The sequence below is a fragment of the Chloroflexota bacterium genome (assembly GCA_020161265.1).
GTDB lineage: Bacteria > Chloroflexota > Chloroflexia > Chloroflexales > Herpetosiphonaceae > Herpetosiphon.
On record JAIUOC010000010.1, the window covers coordinates 236,888 to 254,680 of the forward strand.

Annotated in this window: 20 protein-coding genes; all 20 read left to right on the plus strand. The window is 50.8% G+C overall.

All coding sequences use genetic code 11. The features are described from left to right. Positions 1–989 precede the first annotated feature (989 nt). The 20 genes from LCH85_22140 to LCH85_22235 all read left to right on the plus strand — a co-directional run bounded on the left by LCH85_22140 (position 990) and on the right by LCH85_22235 (position 17,790). Positions 990–1,463 (plus strand): hypothetical protein, encoded by a 474-nt coding sequence (locus LCH85_22140; protein ID MCA0354703.1) that lies wholly within the window; start codon positions 990–992, stop codon positions 1,461–1,463. Continuing rightward, entirely contained in the window at positions 1,460–2,677 is a 1,218-nt protein-coding gene (locus tag LCH85_22145) for a hypothetical protein (GenBank protein ID MCA0354704.1), read from the plus strand. Before LCH85_22140 ends, LCH85_22145 begins: the two co-directional genes overlap by 4 nt. A gap of 257 nt (positions 2,678–2,934) precedes the next feature. Next, on the plus strand, positions 2,935–3,366 hold the full coding sequence (locus LCH85_22150) for a phage holin family protein (GenBank protein MCA0354705.1): 432 nt from the start codon (positions 2,935–2,937) through the stop codon (positions 3,364–3,366). Then, positions 3,363–3,908: an N-acetylmuramoyl-L-alanine amidase gene (locus LCH85_22155; protein ID MCA0354706.1), complete on the plus strand. Its 546-nt coding sequence runs from the start codon at positions 3,363–3,365 to the stop codon at positions 3,906–3,908. Before LCH85_22150 ends, LCH85_22155 begins: the two co-directional genes overlap by 4 nt. 130 nt (positions 3,909–4,038) lie before the next feature. Continuing rightward, complete coding sequence (locus LCH85_22160; protein MCA0354707.1) at positions 4,039–4,491, plus strand: terminase; 453 nt, start codon at positions 4,039–4,041, stop codon at positions 4,489–4,491. Beyond that, positions 4,466–5,755, plus strand: coding sequence for a phage terminase large subunit (locus LCH85_22165; protein MCA0354708.1), 1,290 nt, complete (start codon positions 4,466–4,468; stop codon positions 5,753–5,755). The genes LCH85_22160 and LCH85_22165 overlap by 26 nt, the downstream gene beginning before the upstream one ends. Further along, the gene (locus LCH85_22170) at positions 5,752–7,689 is read left to right on the plus strand and encodes a phage portal protein (protein MCA0354709.1); all 1,938 of its coding nucleotides are present in this window, start codon (positions 5,752–5,754) and stop codon (positions 7,687–7,689) included. The genes LCH85_22165 and LCH85_22170 overlap by 4 nt, the downstream gene beginning before the upstream one ends. A gap of 3 nt (positions 7,690–7,692) precedes the next feature. Continuing rightward, the gene (locus LCH85_22175) at positions 7,693–8,442 is read left to right on the plus strand and encodes an HK97 family phage prohead protease (GenBank protein ID MCA0354710.1); all 750 of its coding nucleotides are present in this window, start codon (positions 7,693–7,695) and stop codon (positions 8,440–8,442) included. An 11-nt stretch (positions 8,443–8,453) separates the two neighbouring features. After that, the gene (locus tag LCH85_22180; protein MCA0354711.1) at positions 8,454–9,674 is read left to right on the plus strand and encodes a phage major capsid protein; all 1,221 of its coding nucleotides are present in this window, start codon (positions 8,454–8,456) and stop codon (positions 9,672–9,674) included. A gap of 39 nt (positions 9,675–9,713) precedes the next feature. After that, the gene (locus LCH85_22185; GenBank protein ID MCA0354712.1) at positions 9,714–10,157 is read left to right on the plus strand and encodes a hypothetical protein; all 444 of its coding nucleotides are present in this window, start codon (positions 9,714–9,716) and stop codon (positions 10,155–10,157) included. Position 10,158: 1 nt separating this feature from the next. Further along, positions 10,159–10,668 (plus strand): hypothetical protein, encoded by a 510-nt coding sequence (locus tag LCH85_22190; protein ID MCA0354713.1) that lies wholly within the window; start codon positions 10,159–10,161, stop codon positions 10,666–10,668. Positions 10,669–10,693: 25 nt separating this feature from the next. Beyond that, on the plus strand, positions 10,694–11,026 hold the full coding sequence (locus LCH85_22195; protein MCA0354714.1) for a hypothetical protein: 333 nt from the start codon (positions 10,694–10,696) through the stop codon (positions 11,024–11,026). Further along, positions 11,023–11,349 carry a YqbH/XkdH family protein gene (locus tag LCH85_22200; GenBank protein ID MCA0354715.1) on the plus strand — a complete coding sequence of 109 codons (327 nt, stop codon included), beginning with the start codon at positions 11,023–11,025 and terminating at the stop codon, positions 11,347–11,349. The genes LCH85_22195 and LCH85_22200 overlap by 4 nt, the downstream gene beginning before the upstream one ends. Positions 11,350–11,436: 87 nt before the next feature. Beyond that, positions 11,437–11,835: a hypothetical protein gene (locus LCH85_22205; GenBank protein MCA0354716.1), complete on the plus strand. Its 399-nt coding sequence runs from the start codon at positions 11,437–11,439 to the stop codon at positions 11,833–11,835. After that, positions 11,832–12,281, plus strand: a complete 450-nt coding sequence (locus LCH85_22210; GenBank protein ID MCA0354717.1) for a hypothetical protein — start codon at positions 11,832–11,834, stop codon at positions 12,279–12,281. The genes LCH85_22205 and LCH85_22210 overlap by 4 nt, the downstream gene beginning before the upstream one ends. Then, positions 12,278–12,853: a hypothetical protein gene (locus LCH85_22215; protein MCA0354718.1), complete on the plus strand. Its 576-nt coding sequence runs from the start codon at positions 12,278–12,280 to the stop codon at positions 12,851–12,853. Before LCH85_22210 ends, LCH85_22215 begins: the two co-directional genes overlap by 4 nt. A gap of 35 nt (positions 12,854–12,888) precedes the next feature. Then, positions 12,889–13,299, plus strand: coding sequence for a hypothetical protein (locus LCH85_22220; GenBank protein ID MCA0354719.1), 411 nt, complete (start codon positions 12,889–12,891; stop codon positions 13,297–13,299). Further along, complete coding sequence (locus LCH85_22225) at positions 13,299–13,595, plus strand: hypothetical protein (protein ID MCA0354720.1); 297 nt, start codon at positions 13,299–13,301, stop codon at positions 13,593–13,595. Before LCH85_22220 ends, LCH85_22225 begins: the two co-directional genes overlap by 1 nt. Further along, positions 13,585–13,734, plus strand: coding sequence for a hypothetical protein (locus LCH85_22230; GenBank protein ID MCA0354721.1), 150 nt, complete (start codon positions 13,585–13,587; stop codon positions 13,732–13,734). Before LCH85_22225 ends, LCH85_22230 begins: the two co-directional genes overlap by 11 nt. A gap of 81 nt (positions 13,735–13,815) precedes the next feature. Continuing rightward, positions 13,816–17,790, plus strand: a complete 3,975-nt coding sequence (locus LCH85_22235; GenBank protein ID MCA0354722.1) for a phage tail tape measure protein — start codon at positions 13,816–13,818, stop codon at positions 17,788–17,790. Positions 17,791–17,793 lie beyond the last annotated feature (3 nt).

Consider the following 17,793-nt stretch of genomic DNA (forward strand, 5'->3'; position numbering starts at 1 on the left):
ATCTTCGGGATGGTAGGGCGTGTAGTGTGTACTTCACATGCATTCGAACGATCTGAATCCTCGGAAAGGGATTAAAACACTTTGCATTCGCCGTTGATGTATCCGTGACAGCAAAATTCGAAAGACCTGAATCCTCTTTGGGGGATTAAAACGTCAAAATGATGTGCCGATGCGTGCTTGCCCGTTGGTCGGGACTCGAAAGACCTGAATCCTCGTCAGGGGATTAAAACTCAAAAGCGTTGTTGTATTTGTTGCCGTTGTATTCATTCGAACGACCTGAATCCTCGTTGGGGGATTAAAACCAAATAGGATGGAATTGATAGCCTGCGGGAACCTTGAAGATTCGAACGACCTGAATCCTCGTCAGGGGATTAAAGTGTCCAATCGTCAGTTGGCCGTACATCGTAGTGCATATAAACCCATTCAATTAGTCATAATCCTCGGCAGGGGATTACAACGTCCATGTTGGAAGCGCAGTCCATGTTGGTAACGGAGAATTTGAAAGACCATAATCCTCGCCAGGGGATTAAAACACTGGGTTAATATCGCAGCGGCATGCGTAGTGGAATAGATTCGAATGGCCTTAATCCTCGTTAGGGGATTACAGCACGATCGCGGCAACGTCAATGGTTAGACCAGCCCATTATGAGTTATCCTTAATCCCTTTGGGGGATTAAAACCCAAAGCCTTTAATTGGCTCTCGTTCATAGGCTCTCATGAATTCGAAGCACCTCAATCCTCGCGAGGGGACTGCAAGCACCACCCAGTTGGGTGGTGCTTTTGTTTAAGCACATATGTTTGTCTTGTAGCGTTCGTTAGGAGGTGATAGAATAGCGCACGGTTTCTGAATCCTACTCACTACCTATGCCACCCCCATTTTCTTAAAAGGAGTGCTTACACGACATCGCGGCCTTGAAATACAACTAAGTTCAGTCCTTTGGGTTGATGTCAATCCCCTCTCCCTCATGATATACTCCAAGGAGGTTTCTTTGACGTGGCCTGATTTTTATCCTGCTGATTGCCCACCTGAAGATAGCCAGCCTACTGTAGGGATATTCTATCGATTTACTAGAACTAAGGAAGCTACTTCTGAAGACTTCAAGTCATTCAGGGAATTAGATTTCAATAAGAAATATGATCTTCCAGAATGGCAAGTATGTGGACTATCTGTTTTTATGGATCAAAGTACTGCAATACAGGTAGGAGCCAGAGTACCAGCACTCAGAAAAAAGTATCCTGCCTGTAGAGCATTAACAGAAGAAAATGGAGTTTATAGACCAACACCAAGTGAAACGAACCCAGAACATCTTACTTGGTGGTATCCCACAGAATTCGAGCCATGGGTTACTTTTGAACATGATCCTGATGCTGATAAGCAAATTAGAAAAAAGATAGAGGAAATGCGGCAAGAAGCAGAGGCGAAAAAAAAAGCGCAAGAAGCTAGAAGAAATGGTGAAGTATGAGTTTCCATCCTAAATTTTATCATCTTGGGCAGCTTGAGATGCTTGAGGTATATGATGTCTATGATAGACCTGTGCTTTTTTCTTGTAAAAATCCAGCAGGCGCTTATTATCTTGTGGTCTTGATAGAAGATTCCCCCGAAGATGATATATGGTTGTATGTTGAAACATCACTGTCTCGACTTAATGCAGTTAGAACAGGAACTATAGATCTATATACTGCTTTTATCGATGCGGAAACACAATCTGTATGGGAAGTAAAAATACCTCGTGATGAAACCTTGCATGTTGAATGTATTGCACGTCCTGTAACAACGCTTACATATATGGATCTCCCTATGCCAGGGGAATATTTAAATTTATCAGCCCATACAGCGCCAATCTTACCAAATAATATAGTACAACATGCAAAACAGACACATCGTGATATTGCGCGTTTTAAGTTTGAGTTTCTTGCAACCGTTCGCACCGAAGCCCCCGTTAAGGGAATTGGTAAAATATTCGTAGCAATCCAAGATTTTGTTCATGGTCTTGCAAGTTATGTAAGACCAAATTTCAATGGACGTATTTCCGATAATATTCCCCCAAAGCATCAGCTCGTCTATGAAGCTGCTGGTGCTGGCTCGTTTGAAGTTCAGTTTGCCTCATTGGAAGGCACTGATATGTTAGATAATTCTTGGATGAGCTTGGCATTAGCCGAGCTTATGGATATTATTGAGATAGGAACCGATGACGAAAAATTACAAGAAAAACTCTCTTCCTTGAAGTCGAATATAGTTGGACGTTATCTTGAATTCCTAAAAGAACTACGAGAATATGTTACTTCCACCACAATCACATGGGCATCCCCTAGCGGCAATATTCGCGAAGTTTCACTACCGCAACCCACTGTTGATAAGACAATTGATATTATTCAAATCTCTAATCCATCTGATGAACGAACCGATGTAATACGAGGAGTTCTCGTTGGAGCGAATCTTGAAAGAAGACGATTTGAATTAAAGGTAAAAGAAGACAGAAGGTCTAGATCTATACGAGGTAAAGTATCAGATAACGGGATGAAAGATCTTGAATATGCACAATTAAGTATTGAGTATACTGCAACCATCAAGTATATAACGACCCTTAAAACTATAACAGGCGAGCAGTTCGAATCATGTGAGTTAGAGTCATTAAAACGTTCCGATTCTATTAAAGATGTTCCTGAAAATCTGTAGTCGAATCAAAATATTCGAATATATGTTTGAAAATGTGGGATATGTGGGATAGTTTGCCACATTTTTATTGACAATAAGCACATGCGTGCTATAATCATCGCAAGCAATGGGGGTCTGCACAGACCAATTTAAACCCATTGCTTTTTAATTTCCCCTTTCTGTGCAAACCCCTACTTGCCACGGTTGCTTCAGTCTGGTTGGTTCGCGGCTGCAACGATTTGAACCCGTTGCAGCCTGCGTGTATAGGGCTTCTTCGCATGGGGCAGGTGATTATGGGCTGGATACAGGATTGGTTTGCACAAAACGCCACGGTTGGCACGCTTCTTTTGCTGATGGGCTGTGATGTTACGACTGGCATCATGCTGGCGATCGTCAACAAGAAACTCAATAGCAGTGCCAGCACCAAAGGCATGATCCGTAAATCGATCGCGTTGATGTTTGTTGGTATTGGACAAGCGCTTGAAAAGTTTTTCGGCAATACGCCCGTTTCTGAAACCATCGCGATCGGGTTTTGTTTGTCAGAATTGATGAGCATTGCCGAAAATGCGGGTCTGCTCGGCGTGCCCCTTCCACCACCACTCAAGCGCATTATGAGCGTGTTGGCTGAACAAGCCAAAGACAATAGTGGTCGCCCTGACTTGGTTGAATCAACGTTACATGCGCTTGAACACAAGGATGGTAGCCAATGAGCTTTTTTCCCACCCCCAATCTTGATATTCGTGATCTGCCTGCTGATGTACAGCATACGGGGCCACGCCGCCCAACCAGCGCCTTGAAATGCATTATTGTGCATAGCACCGAAGGGCGGGATAGCCGCAAATGGCTATCGACAACCAGTAATCCACGGGTCTCGATTCATCGCTTAATCCAACGCACTGCCTACAACCAGCAAACAAATTACGGTGGCCACTACAAAATTTTGGCCGACGAATGGACTGCCTACCATGCGGGGACTGGGGTGTTTAACCACTATGGGCCATTCAGTGATTACAAGCGCAACCTTAACTATGTTTCGCTCGGGGTAGAGCTAGAACGAACGGGCACTGAATCAATTACCGCCTATCAATATGAGCAATTTGCTGGACTGGTGGTTGAGTGGTGGGGCTTATATGGCTATCTGCCAGTCATTACCCATCAAGATGTTGATCCGAGCCGCCGAAGCGATCCCGTTCGATTTGATTGGCCAAGCTTCAGCCGTGTTCTGTTCGCCAAGCTTGGGGCTATTCGATGATTTGGTGTGCGATGGGGTATATCGGGCTGGTGCTCGTTTTTTTCATCTACATCAGCTATGACCTATCGCAAGATTATTAATATTACCCGCCGCGCCAGCGGCGCAATAACTCGCTCTTAAAAGGTGCTGTATGGCAAAACCGGAACAAACCGGAACACCTAAAAAAAGGCGCGTGCTTAAGTGGGAGCAAGCCTTCATTACAGCACTTGCACGTCAAGGAGTTGTTTCATATGCCTGTCAAGCGGCAGGTATTGGGCGGACAACTGTTTATCGCCATCGTGAACAATATCAAGATTTTGCTACAGCTTGGGATGAAGCATTGGAAGTAGCAGCTGATGCACTGGAGCTTGAGGCTCGGCGACGTGCTCATGATGGGGTTGAAGAACCTGTGTTTGGTCGGGTTGGAAAAGATAGTGATGGTGAGGTGGGCCGCATTCGCAAATACTCTGACACGCTCTTGATGTTTTTGTTGAAGGCGGCTCGGCCCGCCAAATTTCGTGAGCGCGTGGATATGAATCACAGTGGTGGCGTGGATTATAAGATTTACGAGAAAACCCATGAGTTTGACCCTGAATCAGCCTAAATCGATCACAGAACAACGCCTGTATGCCGCTCGTGGTGGAGCTGCTTTGATGTGGGCGTGCCGTGATCGCGAGATTCTGATGGATGGCCCAGCGGGAACTGGCAAAACCCGGGCCATTCTGGAGAAAGCCCACTTCTGTTTGATGAAGTATGCGGGCTGTCGCGTCTTGGCCGTTCGCAAAACCCGCGCATCGATGACTGAAAGCGTCCTTGTCACCTATGAAGAAAAGGTGCTCCCAACCACTAGCCCGATCAAGGCGGGACAAAAGCGATCACACCGCCAAAGCTATGACTACCCGAATGGCTCAACTTTTGTCATTGGGGGGATGGATAACCCTGATCGCATTATGAGTACCGAGTTTGATCTCATTGTGTGCTTCGAATGGACGGAAGGCACTGAAGATGATCATGAAAAACTCACTACTCGGTTGCGTAACGGCGTAATGCCCTATCAACAATTAATTGCTGACTGCAACCCTAGTTATCCTTCGCACTGGCTGAACCAACGCGCCTTACGCAGCACGATTACCCGTATTCTCTCGCGTCATGAAGATAATCCAACGGTGACCCCTGCCTACTTGGCAACCCTTGATGCCCTTACTGGAGCACGCAAACTTCGGTTGCGCAATGGCATTTGGGCAGCACAAGAGGGCATGGTCTATGACGAATGGGATGCTCAAATCCATCTGCTTAGCCCGTTTCCGATTCCAAGCGACTGGGCACGCTTTCGAAGCTTTGATTTCGGCTTCACCAATCCCTTCGTTTGTCAGTGGTGGGCGATCGACAACGATGGGCGCATGTATTTGTATCGTGAATGGTATATGAGCGGCATGGTGGTACAAGAGCATGCAAAGAAGGTTTTAGCCCTCAGTGCTCAAGAGCGCTTCTTTGGCGATGTTGCTGATCCCGAAGATGCTGATGGCCGTGCCACGCTGGCCCAGCATCGGATCGCAACCGCCGCCGCAACCAAGACGATTAAGCCTGGGATTGAGGCGGTCAAAGAACGCCTGAAGGTGCAACCCGATGGCAAGCCACGCCTTTTTATGCTGCGTGATGCCCTCGTGGAGCGTGATGATTCCATGGTGCAAAAGAAGTTGCCATGGTGTACCGAGCAAGAGATCGAAGGCTATATTTGGGCCAAAGGCAGTGATGGTAAGAATGCTAAAGAAGAGCCAATCAAGGCCAATGATCACGGCATGGATGCCTTACGTTATGCGGTGATGTTTGCCAATCAAGGCCGCCGTGGTGGAGGGATCTTCCGATGAAGCCTTTCACGTGGATGCGCTATGCCGTGGCTCGGTGGGCCTTCAAAGCCGCCAATATTGCCATTGTACCGCCGTGGGTACGCGAAAGCATTCTTACGCCTGCCTTCCATTCCCTCACTCGTGAGGGCTATCAAAAAAATGCGGCCTTCTTAGCCTGTATCGCCACGCTCAATTTTGGGATTAGCGAAGCGCCTCTGATGGTGTATCAGGATGAACGGCCCTTACCCAATCACCCAACCCGAAAGTTGCTCCGCCGTCCTAACCCGATTATGAGCGGGAGTGAGTTGAAGGTGATGGCGATGACCTATATGGGCATTGGCGGCAATGCCTATCTGCATAAAGTGCGCAATAGCGCGGGGCGGGTTATTCAGCTGTGGCCGTATCACGCGGGGCAATTTAGCCCTGTGCCAGGTGGGCCTTCATGGGTTCAGGGTTATACCTATGATGATGGCTCCGGCACCTTAACTCCGGTTGCGGCTGCTGATGTTATCCATATTCAATGGCCTACGCCTGACCCAACCCAGCCATGGATGGCGATGCCGCCGCTACGGGCCGCTGCGGTAGAAGTCGATGCCGATAACGAAGCCAGTCGCTATCTCTCAACCTTGCTGCAAAACGATGCTGTGCCGCGCACGATCATTCACGAAAGCGATCAGCGCTTTATGAATGATGATGAAGTCCGGCGGGCAAAAGAGCAATTTGAAGATCGCTATGGCGGCACTAAACGCGGTGGTGCTTTGATTCTTGAAGCAGGTGCAAAAATTTCACGCCTGAGCTTGAATCTTGAAGAACTGGCTTTTGAAGCCATGCACAACATTCCTGAGGCACGGATCGCAGCAGTGATGCGCGTGCCGCCCATCGTGGCAGGGTTAAATGTGGGCTTGAACCGATCAACCTTCAGCAATTACGGTGAGGCACGCCAAGCCTTCACCCGCGATACCTTGGTTCCGCTTTGGAATATCATCGCCGATGCGCTCGACGCTGACCCTGATTTGAATAGTGATGGGTTGACTATCAAGCACGACCTCAGCAATGTAGCATCATTACAAGAGGATCAAAATGGGCGCTGGGCACGAGTGATTAGCGGCTATACCGCTGGCCTGATGGAAGAAACAACCGCCCAAGATCTCTTGGGGTTGCCGCGCTATCAGGCACCAATGCCAGCACCACCACCAGCGCCAGCCCAACCCAAAGCCTTCAATCCTGAGGCCAAGAGCACACGCGGCATTGGCCGATCGTTGCAACGGATTCGCCACACCACGGCGCGATCGATGGAACACGCCCTTGATAGCTACTTTACTGACCTTGGAAATCGGGTGATTGCCCGTGCGCAAAAAGCATGGCTTCCAGCTCATGAGCAAAAGGCACTTCCACTGGTTGAAGACCTGTTGACCGATAGCGATCTGCGGGTACTGAGTCAATTAGTTGGGGATTGGTACATCGAGATTGTGCGCCTGAGTTGGGAAACGTGGAATCTGGCCTTAGGAACGGAGATCGTCTTCGGGTTAGAAAATCCTGCGGTGGTTGAAGCGCTTGCCATTGCCGGAACCAATATCACCAGTATTCACGAAACGACGCTTGCTGCGGTGCAGGCCGTGTTGCGCTATGGGGCGGAGCAGGGATGGACGATTGATGATTTGGTGCGCGGCGATGATAGCCAAGCAGGGCTGCAAACGATCGTGACTGAAACCTATAAAAACCGTGCGCGGGCGATCGCCCGAACCGAATTAGGAACGGCGCAAAATGTCGCGTCGATCAGTCGCTATGAGCAATCAGGCGTGGCACAGGTGCGGGTATTGGATGGCAACGGCCCGAACAGCTGCCAAGCCTGTACTGATCTCAATAATTCGCTTCAGTCATTGGCTTGGGCGCGAGCGAATCCGCTTGGTCACCCAAATTGTATTCGGGCGTTTGCTCCGGTTATTGAGGATTGAGCTATGTCAGCACTGGAATATAAAGTTACTCCCGCCGAATTCAAGGCGAATACCAACATACCAGGCCAATACGAAGGCTATTTCTCGATATTCGGGAATATCGATGATGGGCTTGATGTGATTGAAGCGGGGGCATTCACTAAAACCTTGCAGGAACGCGCCCGCCGGATAAAGGTTTTCATGGCCCACGACTGGTCAAAGCTGCTTGGGCCACCACCAGACGTAATCCACGAGGATTCACGCGGTCTCTATGCCAAAGGGCGATTGACCTTAGGTAGCTTTTGGGGCAAAGAGGCATGGGAGTTGATGGCTGATGGTGCTCTGACTGAAGGTTCGATCGGCTTCTTTAGCATTCCCGATAAAACCGAGTATCGCGATAACGGGGTGCGGGTACTGCGGGAAGTCAAGCTTTATGAAATTTCGCCTGTGCCGCTGGGCATGAACCCGTTGACTGATGTTCAGGCGATCAAAAGCTTGTATGGGCGTGATACGAATGCCTTTTTAAACGCCCTTGGGGCTTTCCTGCATGAAATGAAAGCCGGATCACGCCACTCCAAGGCCGATACTGAAATGCTGAATACGATTCATCGGTATGTGGTGGATTTGGGGGCAACCACCTGCAAAGGTGTTGTAACCGCTGATGAAGAACCCTCTGCTGATGATCCCAAAGCCGCGCCGAGCCGAGCCGCTGATGCACTCACTCTGCGCCTTCGTCTGCAAGCCGCTGAATTGGCACTTGCAAAGCGCGTATAGGAGTTTCTGGAATGAAAGAAAAGATCAAACGGCTCTACGATGAAGCCAATCGGGCACATACGGCTGCCAAGGCAATTCTTGATGAATATGCCAGCACTGATATGTCTGAAGAAAAGCGCGTGCAGGTTGATGCCTTCCTTGATGAAGTTGATCAGAAGAGTGCTGAAGCCAAGCGGCTGGAACGAGCGATCGAGCAAGAGCGTGAACTCAATGCCCCACAAAACGCCTTAGGCAATGGTGGGCTGCCCGATGGCAAGCAAACTCGTGAGCCAGCCATGGAAGAAAAAGCCTTCCAACGCTATTTGCGCAGCGGCTCACGCGGCTTAACCGAGCAGGAACGTAAGGCCTTACGGGCCGATGATGACGAAGCTGGTGGGTATTTGGTCGCTCCGGTGACCTTCTCGCAAGCCTTGCTGAAATTTGTTGATGATGAAGTCTTCATTCGCCAGTTGGCCACGGTTGAACAATTAACCCAAAGCGAAAGCTTAGGGATTATCAGCCTTGATGAAGATTTTGAAGATGCCGATTGGACAAGCGAACTGGCAACGGGCAATGAAAGCACCGTCAAGCCGTTTGGGAAGCGGGCATTGAAACCGCATCCGTTGGCCAAACGCATCAAAATCAGTAATACCCTATTGCGCAAATCCATGCGTCCTGTTGAAACGCTGGTGCAACAACGGATTGGCTATAAGTTTGGGGTCACGCTTGAAAAAGGCTATCTGTTGGGTGATGGCGCACAAAAGCCACTCGGTTTATTTGTTCCTTCAACCCAAGGCATTTCAACCAGTCGTGATGTTGCCTATACCGTCACCAGTGATAAAACCAAGGCCGATTCGCTGATCGATGCCAAATACAAGCTCAAGTCTCAATACCAAAGTAGCCCAACCACCCGCTGGATTTTCCATCGGGATTTTGTCAAAGGGTTACGCAAGCTGCGTGATGCCAACGAGCAATTCTTGTGGCAGCCTGGGCTACAAGCAGGCCAGCCAGATCGCATCCTTGATGTGCCATTCGTGATGAGTGAGTTTGCGCCGAATACCTTTTCAGCGACCAATTATGTGGGCTTGATTGGGGATATTCGGTTCTATTGGATTGTGGATTCATTGCAACTGCAAATCCAAACCCTGAATGAGCTGTACGCAGAAACCAATCAGCGCGGGTATATCGCCCGCTATGAAGGTGATGGTGCGCCGATGTTGGAAGAAGCCTTTGTACGGTTGCAGCATTCCTAAACAGTGCTGCTCGGGAGCCTATGCAAGCAAAGGAGTGCTATGGAATCGCTCACCAATAATGTCAAGATTGTGCGGGTGCTGAACGCCGTTGCAGCAGGCACCTCTAGCCAAAATAGCAGCGTGGTTGATACCCAAGGCTATGAAGCGGTGACGTTTGTTGCTGCGTTTGGCGCACTGACCGCCACCCAAGTTACCAGCGTGAAGGTGCAACAAGGGACTCAAGCTGGTGGTGGGGATATGACTGATTTAGAAGGAACGTTGACCGGGCCATTAGCTGATGGTGACGGCAACAAACTGATCACGGTTGAGGTGATCAAACCGCGTGAACGCTATGTTCGGGCGGTGATCAATCGGGGTACGGCCAACGCGGTGATTGATGGTGTATTTGCCATTCTGACCAATCCACGGGTAGCCCCAATTACCCAAGATAGCAGTGTTGCTTTTAGCGAACGCCATGCCAGCCCAGCGGAAGGGACGGCCTAAGATGCCTTTAGTATCCGTTGCTGAGGTGCGGCAAAAAATCGCCACACCGCTCGATGATAGTGATCTCGCTACCATCATTGACGCTGAAGAGGCTGATCTGATTGAACGCTGCGGCGATCACCCTGATGGGAGTACCGAGATCACGGAAGTTGCCCGTTCCACTAGTGCTAGCCTCTGGCTCCGGCATCCCGTGGTGTCGATCAGCAGTGTTCAAGAGCGGCGTGCAGGTGAGGCCAATAGCGCCGTTACAGCCAACGGATACGAACTTGATGCCGCAACAGGCAAGCTGGAGCGCATCGGCGGATCATGGCTTGGGATTATCACCATTAGCTATGTGCCGCGTGATCAGCGCTCCCGCCGCAAACGCATTTTGATTGAGTTGATACGGCTGGCAGTAGAGCAAACCGCAATGAAATCAGAATCGATCGCGGGGGAATATTCCTATACCGCTGATGATTGGGATGCAAAACGGGCTGGGTTATATCGTCAATGTGGCTTTATGCCACTCTAATCACATTCACAATAGGGGGTTTTCAATGGCTGATGTTCCGGTAACCGCACAACAAGTTAACCGAACTGGGGTTACTCCAGCTGGCACTACGACCAATAACACCGATACCTATTACATTCCCAATGATGGGCATGTGATTTTGCAAGCTAAAAATGCTGGGGGCAGCCCTGTCACTATCACGGTTGAATCAACCGCTGTCGTGGATGTCTTGGCAGTCGCTGATTACACCATCAGTATTCCTGCCACAACCGGCGATAAGGTATTTGGCCCATTCATTCCAGCCGTCTATAACGACTCTCAAGGCCGCCTGAAGGTAACAACCACAGCAGCGGTTAGCCTATTCGCCTTTCGGGTATGAGCATTTATAGCCATTTCAATCATCGAGCACAGATTCAACGGGCAACGGTTACCCAAGATCCTTATGGTCATGATGTCCGTGATGCGCTCATCACGATCGCAACTGTTCCATGCCGACTTGTCGCCAAACAACAGGCCGTGATTCAGCAGGAAAACAGCGAACGGGCGATCATCACGCGCTATCAACTCTTGGTTGCGCCAACCGTTGATATTCGGCAAGGTGATCTAGTGGTGGTGAATGGTCAAACGTTTGAAGTGAGCGAGATCCTGAATCGTCACCGCCAAGCGCGGCATCACATTACCTGTGAGGTGCAAAAACAATGATCACGCATGAGCAGCTTATGGCGCTGCCTCACCACAGTATCCGAGGCAAGATTCATGTTGAACTTTCGGCATTAGAGGAATTGCTTCATGAGCACGCTGGACTGGAATCAACACAAGAAAACCCAAGTGCTCGCAGCGATCACGCGGGCCATCGACGCGATCGATCAACAAATCGTCGCGAAGGCGATGACCTCACTCGTCCCGGGGCGGGGCGTGAAAACGGGGACGCTGCGCCGGAGCATCAACGCCAAAGCCCCACGCACGATTCGTAAACGGATTGTTGGCGTGGTAGGGACGGATAAAAGCTCAAAACAGTATGCGTTGCGCATTCATAACGGGTGGAAGCCACGCCCCAGCCGTGCAAAAAAACGCAACCCAGGCATGACCAAAGGCTTTAAAGGGATTCCCTTTTTGTCCGATGCGATGCGTGAGGTAAGCCCAAACGTGATGCCAACCCTACAAAAGCACCTGAAGGACGTTCTATGATGATTGATCCGGTCGAAACCTTGTTGCGGCTCTGTCTTGCTGACACCACAGTGCATCAACTCACTCGTGGACAAATTGCCAACCAACATAAGTTTTTATTGAATGATGGGGCAGCGAGCACGGCATGGGAGCATCCAAGCCAAGCGCTGTGTTTGGTGCCAACCAATGATGCAGCAGCTACCACAGCAGGATTATTGACAGGCCGCATGAACGTCTATGCGTTTGGCGCAACCCCGCAACGGTGCTATGCCGTATGGGCCGCCCTTGACGAACTTTGTCGGATCGATTATCGGCGGGTGGTGGAAACTTCGCTTGGCAAGGTCTTGCTGTACAGCACGAATCTTGATGTTTCACCATTTGCCCAATTTGATACCGATTTGGTTATTGACTATCTCATAGGCAGTTTGCGCTATCAAATGCATGCCTATGCATTGGAGGATGTATGAGCGGAATGCAGCCATTTGCCCAATTAATTGGGCCTGCTGATATTTATATTGCACCGTATGGCACGGCGATTCCGGCGATTGATGCGGTTCCCAGTGGCAACTGGGTGAAGCTCGGCACAACCGACGGCGATCAAACCACCCGTATGGTCAAAGAAACCAACTACTGGTCAGATAACGATGGGTTAGGCGATGTGACGGCCCGTAACATCAATGCTGGCTCAGAAGCTGAATTTACCGTGGTCAGTATGACCTATGAAGCAATTGCGCGGATTTTGCACGCCGTCGGCAACATCACCACCACGACCTCAGGCAGCACCAATGTTAAAGAAATGGGCTTTGAGGCAGAATACATTCCAACGGAATATGCCCTCTTGTTACGCGGGCCAGCGGATAGCCCCTATGGGCGCTATGTAGGCCAAAACTTCATTCCACGCGGTGTCTTTGATGGTGACATCGAGCAAACCAAGGGCAAAGAAACCCGTGCCGAAGTGGAATGCCTGTTCCATGGCTTACGGGACGATACCCAACCAGCAGGCAAGAAATTTGGTTGGGGCCAAGCGCAAATCAGTTAATCACCATCCACATCGATTGGATGGCTGGAGGGTTTATGGGAAAACGATTTTCCTTAGCGGCGCAGCTGCCAGAATATTTGGAGTTTGAAGCGCGTGATGGCACGTTGTACCCCGTTAATCGGGTGCAACATTTGAGCACCGTTGATCAGCAAACCATCCTACGGCTGCAACGCCAAATCAGTGCTGCTGTGACCAAACAGAAGGCTAATCCCAATGATACGGGTGCGGCCAATGCGCTCTTGCAAGCATTAGCCGAGGCAATTGAGGTGATTGCGCCAGCGATTCCCCAGGTGATTCGCAACAAGATGAATCCTGAAGAGCAAATGCAGATGCTGATTTGGTGGAAGGATGAACACCCAAAGCTCAACCCGCCGATGGCACCGCCGAATCAGAATCAGCATCGGCAACACCGGAACCGCCGTCGGCATCCATCATCACGCGGCTAATGCGGCTCTACTTTCAAGGCAACCCATTGGGGCTATGGCACACGCCCCAATGGTTGCTTGAACTCCTGATTGAGGAACTTTCGGCGACTGAAGCCCGTGAAAAACTCAATCAGATCAACATCGTCAGCATGCCGCATAGCAAGGCTGCCATTCAACGCCGGATGATTCGCCGCTTGAAAAAGCTGGCTGATCCGCCAACCAAAGCCACCTCGCGCTGGCCAGCCAGCGAGCACAATCCTGCCGCCGCTGCGGAGTGGTTTCAGCAACAAGGAATTGAGGTTGCTCATGCAGGATGATCGCCTGTTTTGGCTCACCATTCTGCGGGCGCTCAAGCTGGTGCAACCAGTCATCAATAATCGCGTCTATCGTCGCGCACTGGGAATGATTTGTGCCGCGATCGAAGAACGTTATCCATCAGGGCCGCGCTCGGCGTAGCCCCGCCCTGATGAAGAGAGCCGCCGCGCAGTGTGCGCCCCGCTCTGGTCTCGCAATGAGATACAGAACGGGGCGCTTTGTATGGCAAATGATGATTTAGGAACCGCAAAAATCAAGGTTGAGGTTGATACCAGCGATATTGATGCTGGCTTTGATCGGGCCAAAAAAGAGGCGGCCCACGGGGCTGAGCAAGCAGGCGATGCCGCCCAACATGCCTGGGATAGTAGCTTTCGCAAACTTAAATCGATTGCCAGCGATGCGCTTGATGCGATTAACAAGGATTTTGAGCAGGTTGATTTTAATGCGCTTGAATCAGAGCTTGATGATCTTGAAGCATCCTTTAATGGTGTTGTGCCACCAGCGCTTGATGCGGCGATTCATTCGCTGCGTGATTCGCTCTCGGATTTAGAGGCTGATACTGGCCAATCGGATACTGCCATTGATAACTTTCGCTCCTCGCTTGAGACCTTAGAACGCACGATCACCGATGTCAATAAAGACATTGAAAAAGGCCTTGGTAAATCCCTTGATGGGATGGACAACGAGCTGAATGCAGGCCTTGAGCAATCACTTGCCAACACCGATGACATTGCTGCTGAGGCAGGGGAAGCCTCAGGCAGTGCCTTTCGTGATCAACTCATGGTTGGAATCACAGCGGTTGCCGCGCTGGTTGCAACCGCCTTGGCAGGAATTGGGGTTGCCTCGTTTGACCTCGCAAGCCAAGTTGATCAAGCCACCCGCGATATTCAAGCCTCCTTTGGCCTCACCCGTGAAGAGGCGCAACATCTTAGTGATGTTGCCGTTGATATTTTTGGCGCGAACTTCGGCGAAAACTTTGACGATGTGAAGCAAGCCTTGATCGCCGTTCGTCAGCAAATGCGTGGGCTGGCCGATGATGATCTGCAAAGCGTTACCCAAAACGCGATCATGGTGCGCGATGTCTTCGGCATCGACGTGGCTGAATCCGCCGCCGCTGCCAATGTCTTGATGACCCAATTTGGACTATCGAGCGATCAAGCCTTCGATTTCATCGTGGCAGGCAATCAGCGGGGGTTGAATGCCTCTGGTGATTTCTTAGAAAGCATTCAGGAGTATGCCCCACAATTGGCCGCTGGGGGAGCCAGTGCAAGCCAATTTTTCAGCCTACTCGATAGCGGCTTTGTGAATGGGGTCTTGGGCACGGATAAGGCGGCTGATGCCTTTAAGGAATTCCGTATCCGCATCACTGAAGCGAGCGATGAAGGGGCGGCGGCACTCAACGATCTTGGCATCAACGCCGATGATTTCTATGCAGGCATGGCAACGGGCAATATCACAGCGGCTGATGGCTTTTCATTGGTGCTGGCAAGCCTCAACCAGATTAGCGATCCCATCGAGCGGAACCGAATTGGGGTGCAGCTGCTGGGAACCCAGTGGGAAGATCTCGGCCCTCAAGTAGCAAGTTCCTTGTCACTGACCGGAACCAGCATGGAAGATTTGGCTGGGGCAACTGATAGCCTTGCCGTCAAATATGAATCGCTGGGCATGCTATTCCAAGGGGTTTGGCGGCAAGTGCAAGTGGATATTCTCAAGCCGATTGGGGATGAACTGCTAGCAATTGCCAACACGATTATTCCGGTGGTTTCAGCCGCCATTAGTGGCTTAGGGTCGCTGTTGGCTGGAGAAATGAGTTTTGAAGAGCTTGCAACAGCAGCCTACGAATGGGGTGTTGGCATTGTCGATCAACTCAGTGCAGGGATCATTGATGCGGCATCGTCGCTGATCGATTCCTTAAGCGTGATTGGGGATACCATCGCCTATTGGCTGCAACCCAACTCACCCCCGAAGATTGCCCCCAACCTCGATCAGTGGGGAGCTGATGCCGCAACCGTGTATATGGACGGCTGGGCCGAGGGTGATTACTCGGCATTCAATACGCTTTCCAATACCATCAGACAGCAGCTTGAGAGCATGGCCAGCCTCGGCACACTCCCCAAAGATGGGGTTATCCCTGCTTTATTTGGCAGCCGCGCTGCGATCGCTGATATTATTAGCTCCCTCCAAACTACAGGCGACGTGAGTGAAGACTTGTTTAAGGTATTACGCGAGGCTTCACCAGCTGGGGAAAGTGCCGAACGGCTGGCACGGGCATTCGTTGCGGTTGAGCAGGCGAGCCGTGACGTTGCCGAAGCCCAAGCGGATCTGGAGCAAGCGACCGCCGCCGTCGCTGAGGCCCAAGCCGAACTGAATGAGCTAACCAGCGAGTACGAAGATCAATTAAACCCACTGCGCGATCAGCTTGATGAAACCGAGCGCCAACTTAAGGCGCTTGAAGATGCCAAAAAGGCAGCCAAGCTGCAAGCAATTGTCGATAGTGCTGAGGCCTCAGAAGAGGAAAAAGCAATTGCTCGATTAGAGCTACAAAAGCTCAATTTAGAGCAAATGATCGACGTGAAGGAGCGGGAAAAAGACGTTGCGGTTGATGCCGCCCAAGCCAAAATCGACGCTGCCAAGGCTGATGAAGATGCAGCCCAAGCGACGCTTGCAACGGCCCAAGCAGCCTTGCAAGCGGAACAAGAGCGCATGCAGGCAACCCAAAGCGCATTAGCGGTACAACGGGAAAATAATCAGCTGGTCGCCCAACAAGTCAGCATTTTGGAGCAACTGGCACGCCAACAAGAGCAAGCCACAAAGGCCAGTGGAGGAATGGCAGGCAGCGCCCGTGCAGCAGCGGGCGGGTTACGGGGGCTTGGACAATCCAGCACCGATGTTGGCGCGGCACTTGGCCATCTGGTTGGTCAATCGACCGCTGCGGCTACCACCATTGATACGGGGCTACTCCCAACTCTGACGAATGCAGGGGCAAACATTGCCAGTGCCTTTGGGGCAATTCCTGAGGTTGCAACCTCGTTTCTTGCCGAGCTGGCTCCTTTAGCCAGTGAATTGGGCCAATGGATTCTTGATGCGATCCCCTTAGTGGCAGCGGCATTAGGGAAGGTTTGGCAGATCGTCGTTGGCTTCATTATGGACAATCTGCCCACGTGGATTGCCACCCTAGCACAAATGGCGCTAGCCCTCGTAAGTTGGGTTTTAGATGCCTTGCCTGTATTGATCACGAATCTCGGAAATGTGTTCACAGGCATGATCACCTGGGTCTTGGATTCAGTCCCGAAATGGGCCAGCAACCTGTTGCAATTAGGCAACCAGTTATGGCAATGGGTGGTTGATGCGCTCCCAACGTTGGGTACGCAATTAGGGAATGTGCTGAATGCGCTGATAACGTGGATTGGTGACACCATCACCGCTGTTGGCCCACGGTTGATTGAATTGGCATGGGCCTTTGTCAGTTGGATTGTGACTGACGTGCTGCCTGCGTTACCGGGCAAACTAGCCGAAATTCTGTATGCGCTCGGAACCTTCCTCGGCAATGTCTTAATCGAAATCGTACCCAAACTGGCTGAGCTGGGCCAAGCTTTTCTCAGTTGGATTGGGGATACCGTGCTGCCAACCATTGGCAGCAAACTTGGTGAGATTTGGGATGCGATTAGTACTTGGATTGGGGATACTGCCCAAAAGGCGCTTGATGCTGCGAAGGCTATCGGCCAAAACATCGCTGATGGGATTAGCGGAGCGATTTCAAAAGGCCTGAATGGGTTACGGTCATTTGTGGCCAAAATTATCAACCCGATTATTGATGGCATCAATTTGGTGATCGATGGGATGAACCTCGTAGGTGGGAATGTTGCGCGTATTCCCAAGTTGGCCAAGGGGACATCCTACTGGTCTGGCGATAGCGCGATCGTTTCTGAAGTTGGCCTTGAGTGGGCCAATCTGCCTGGGATTGGGGAAGGCTTATTGATGCCTGGGATCTACGATTTGCCACGTGGCTCACAGGTCTTCAACGCCGATACCACAGCGGCGATGTTCCAACCACAGGCAAGCGGAACCACCATCAATCAATATTTCGACGCGGGCATTACCGCCGAAGGAATCCGGCGCGTAGCGCAGCAGGAAGTCACCAGCGCCCTGACCAAGGTTGGGGTATCGGCATCGATCCGGCAACTTACACGGAGATAATCC

Coding starts and splice junctions, on each gene's coding strand:
- LCH85_22145 (MCA0354704.1), top strand. CDS start 1,460: ATGAGTTTCCATCCTAAATTTTATCATCTTGGGCAGCTTGAGATGCTT.
- LCH85_22150 (MCA0354705.1), top strand. CDS start 2,935: ATGGGGCAGGTGATTATGGGCTGGATACAGGATTGGTTTGCACAAAAC.
- LCH85_22155 (MCA0354706.1), top strand. CDS start 3,363: ATGAGCTTTTTTCCCACCCCCAATCTTGATATTCGTGATCTGCCTGCT.
- LCH85_22160 (MCA0354707.1), top strand. CDS start 4,039: ATGGCAAAACCGGAACAAACCGGAACACCTAAAAAAAGGCGCGTGCTT.
- LCH85_22165 (MCA0354708.1), top strand. CDS start 4,466: ATGAGTTTGACCCTGAATCAGCCTAAATCGATCACAGAACAACGCCTG.
- LCH85_22170 (MCA0354709.1), top strand. CDS start 5,752: ATGAAGCCTTTCACGTGGATGCGCTATGCCGTGGCTCGGTGGGCCTTC.
- LCH85_22175 (MCA0354710.1), top strand. CDS start 7,693: ATGTCAGCACTGGAATATAAAGTTACTCCCGCCGAATTCAAGGCGAAT.
- LCH85_22180 (MCA0354711.1), top strand. CDS start 8,454: ATGAAAGAAAAGATCAAACGGCTCTACGATGAAGCCAATCGGGCACAT.
- LCH85_22185 (MCA0354712.1), top strand. CDS start 9,714: ATGGAATCGCTCACCAATAATGTCAAGATTGTGCGGGTGCTGAACGCC.
- LCH85_22190 (MCA0354713.1), top strand. CDS start 10,159: ATGCCTTTAGTATCCGTTGCTGAGGTGCGGCAAAAAATCGCCACACCG.
- LCH85_22195 (MCA0354714.1), top strand. CDS start 10,694: ATGGCTGATGTTCCGGTAACCGCACAACAAGTTAACCGAACTGGGGTT.
- LCH85_22200 (MCA0354715.1), top strand. CDS start 11,023: ATGAGCATTTATAGCCATTTCAATCATCGAGCACAGATTCAACGGGCA.
- LCH85_22205 (MCA0354716.1), top strand. CDS start 11,437: ATGAGCACGCTGGACTGGAATCAACACAAGAAAACCCAAGTGCTCGCA.
- LCH85_22210 (MCA0354717.1), top strand. CDS start 11,832: ATGATGATTGATCCGGTCGAAACCTTGTTGCGGCTCTGTCTTGCTGAC.
- LCH85_22215 (MCA0354718.1), top strand. CDS start 12,278: ATGAGCGGAATGCAGCCATTTGCCCAATTAATTGGGCCTGCTGATATT.
- LCH85_22220 (MCA0354719.1), top strand. CDS start 12,889: ATGGGAAAACGATTTTCCTTAGCGGCGCAGCTGCCAGAATATTTGGAG.
- LCH85_22225 (MCA0354720.1), top strand. CDS start 13,299: ATGCGGCTCTACTTTCAAGGCAACCCATTGGGGCTATGGCACACGCCC.
- LCH85_22230 (MCA0354721.1), top strand. CDS start 13,585: ATGCAGGATGATCGCCTGTTTTGGCTCACCATTCTGCGGGCGCTCAAG.
- LCH85_22235 (MCA0354722.1), top strand. CDS start 13,816: ATGGCAAATGATGATTTAGGAACCGCAAAAATCAAGGTTGAGGTTGAT.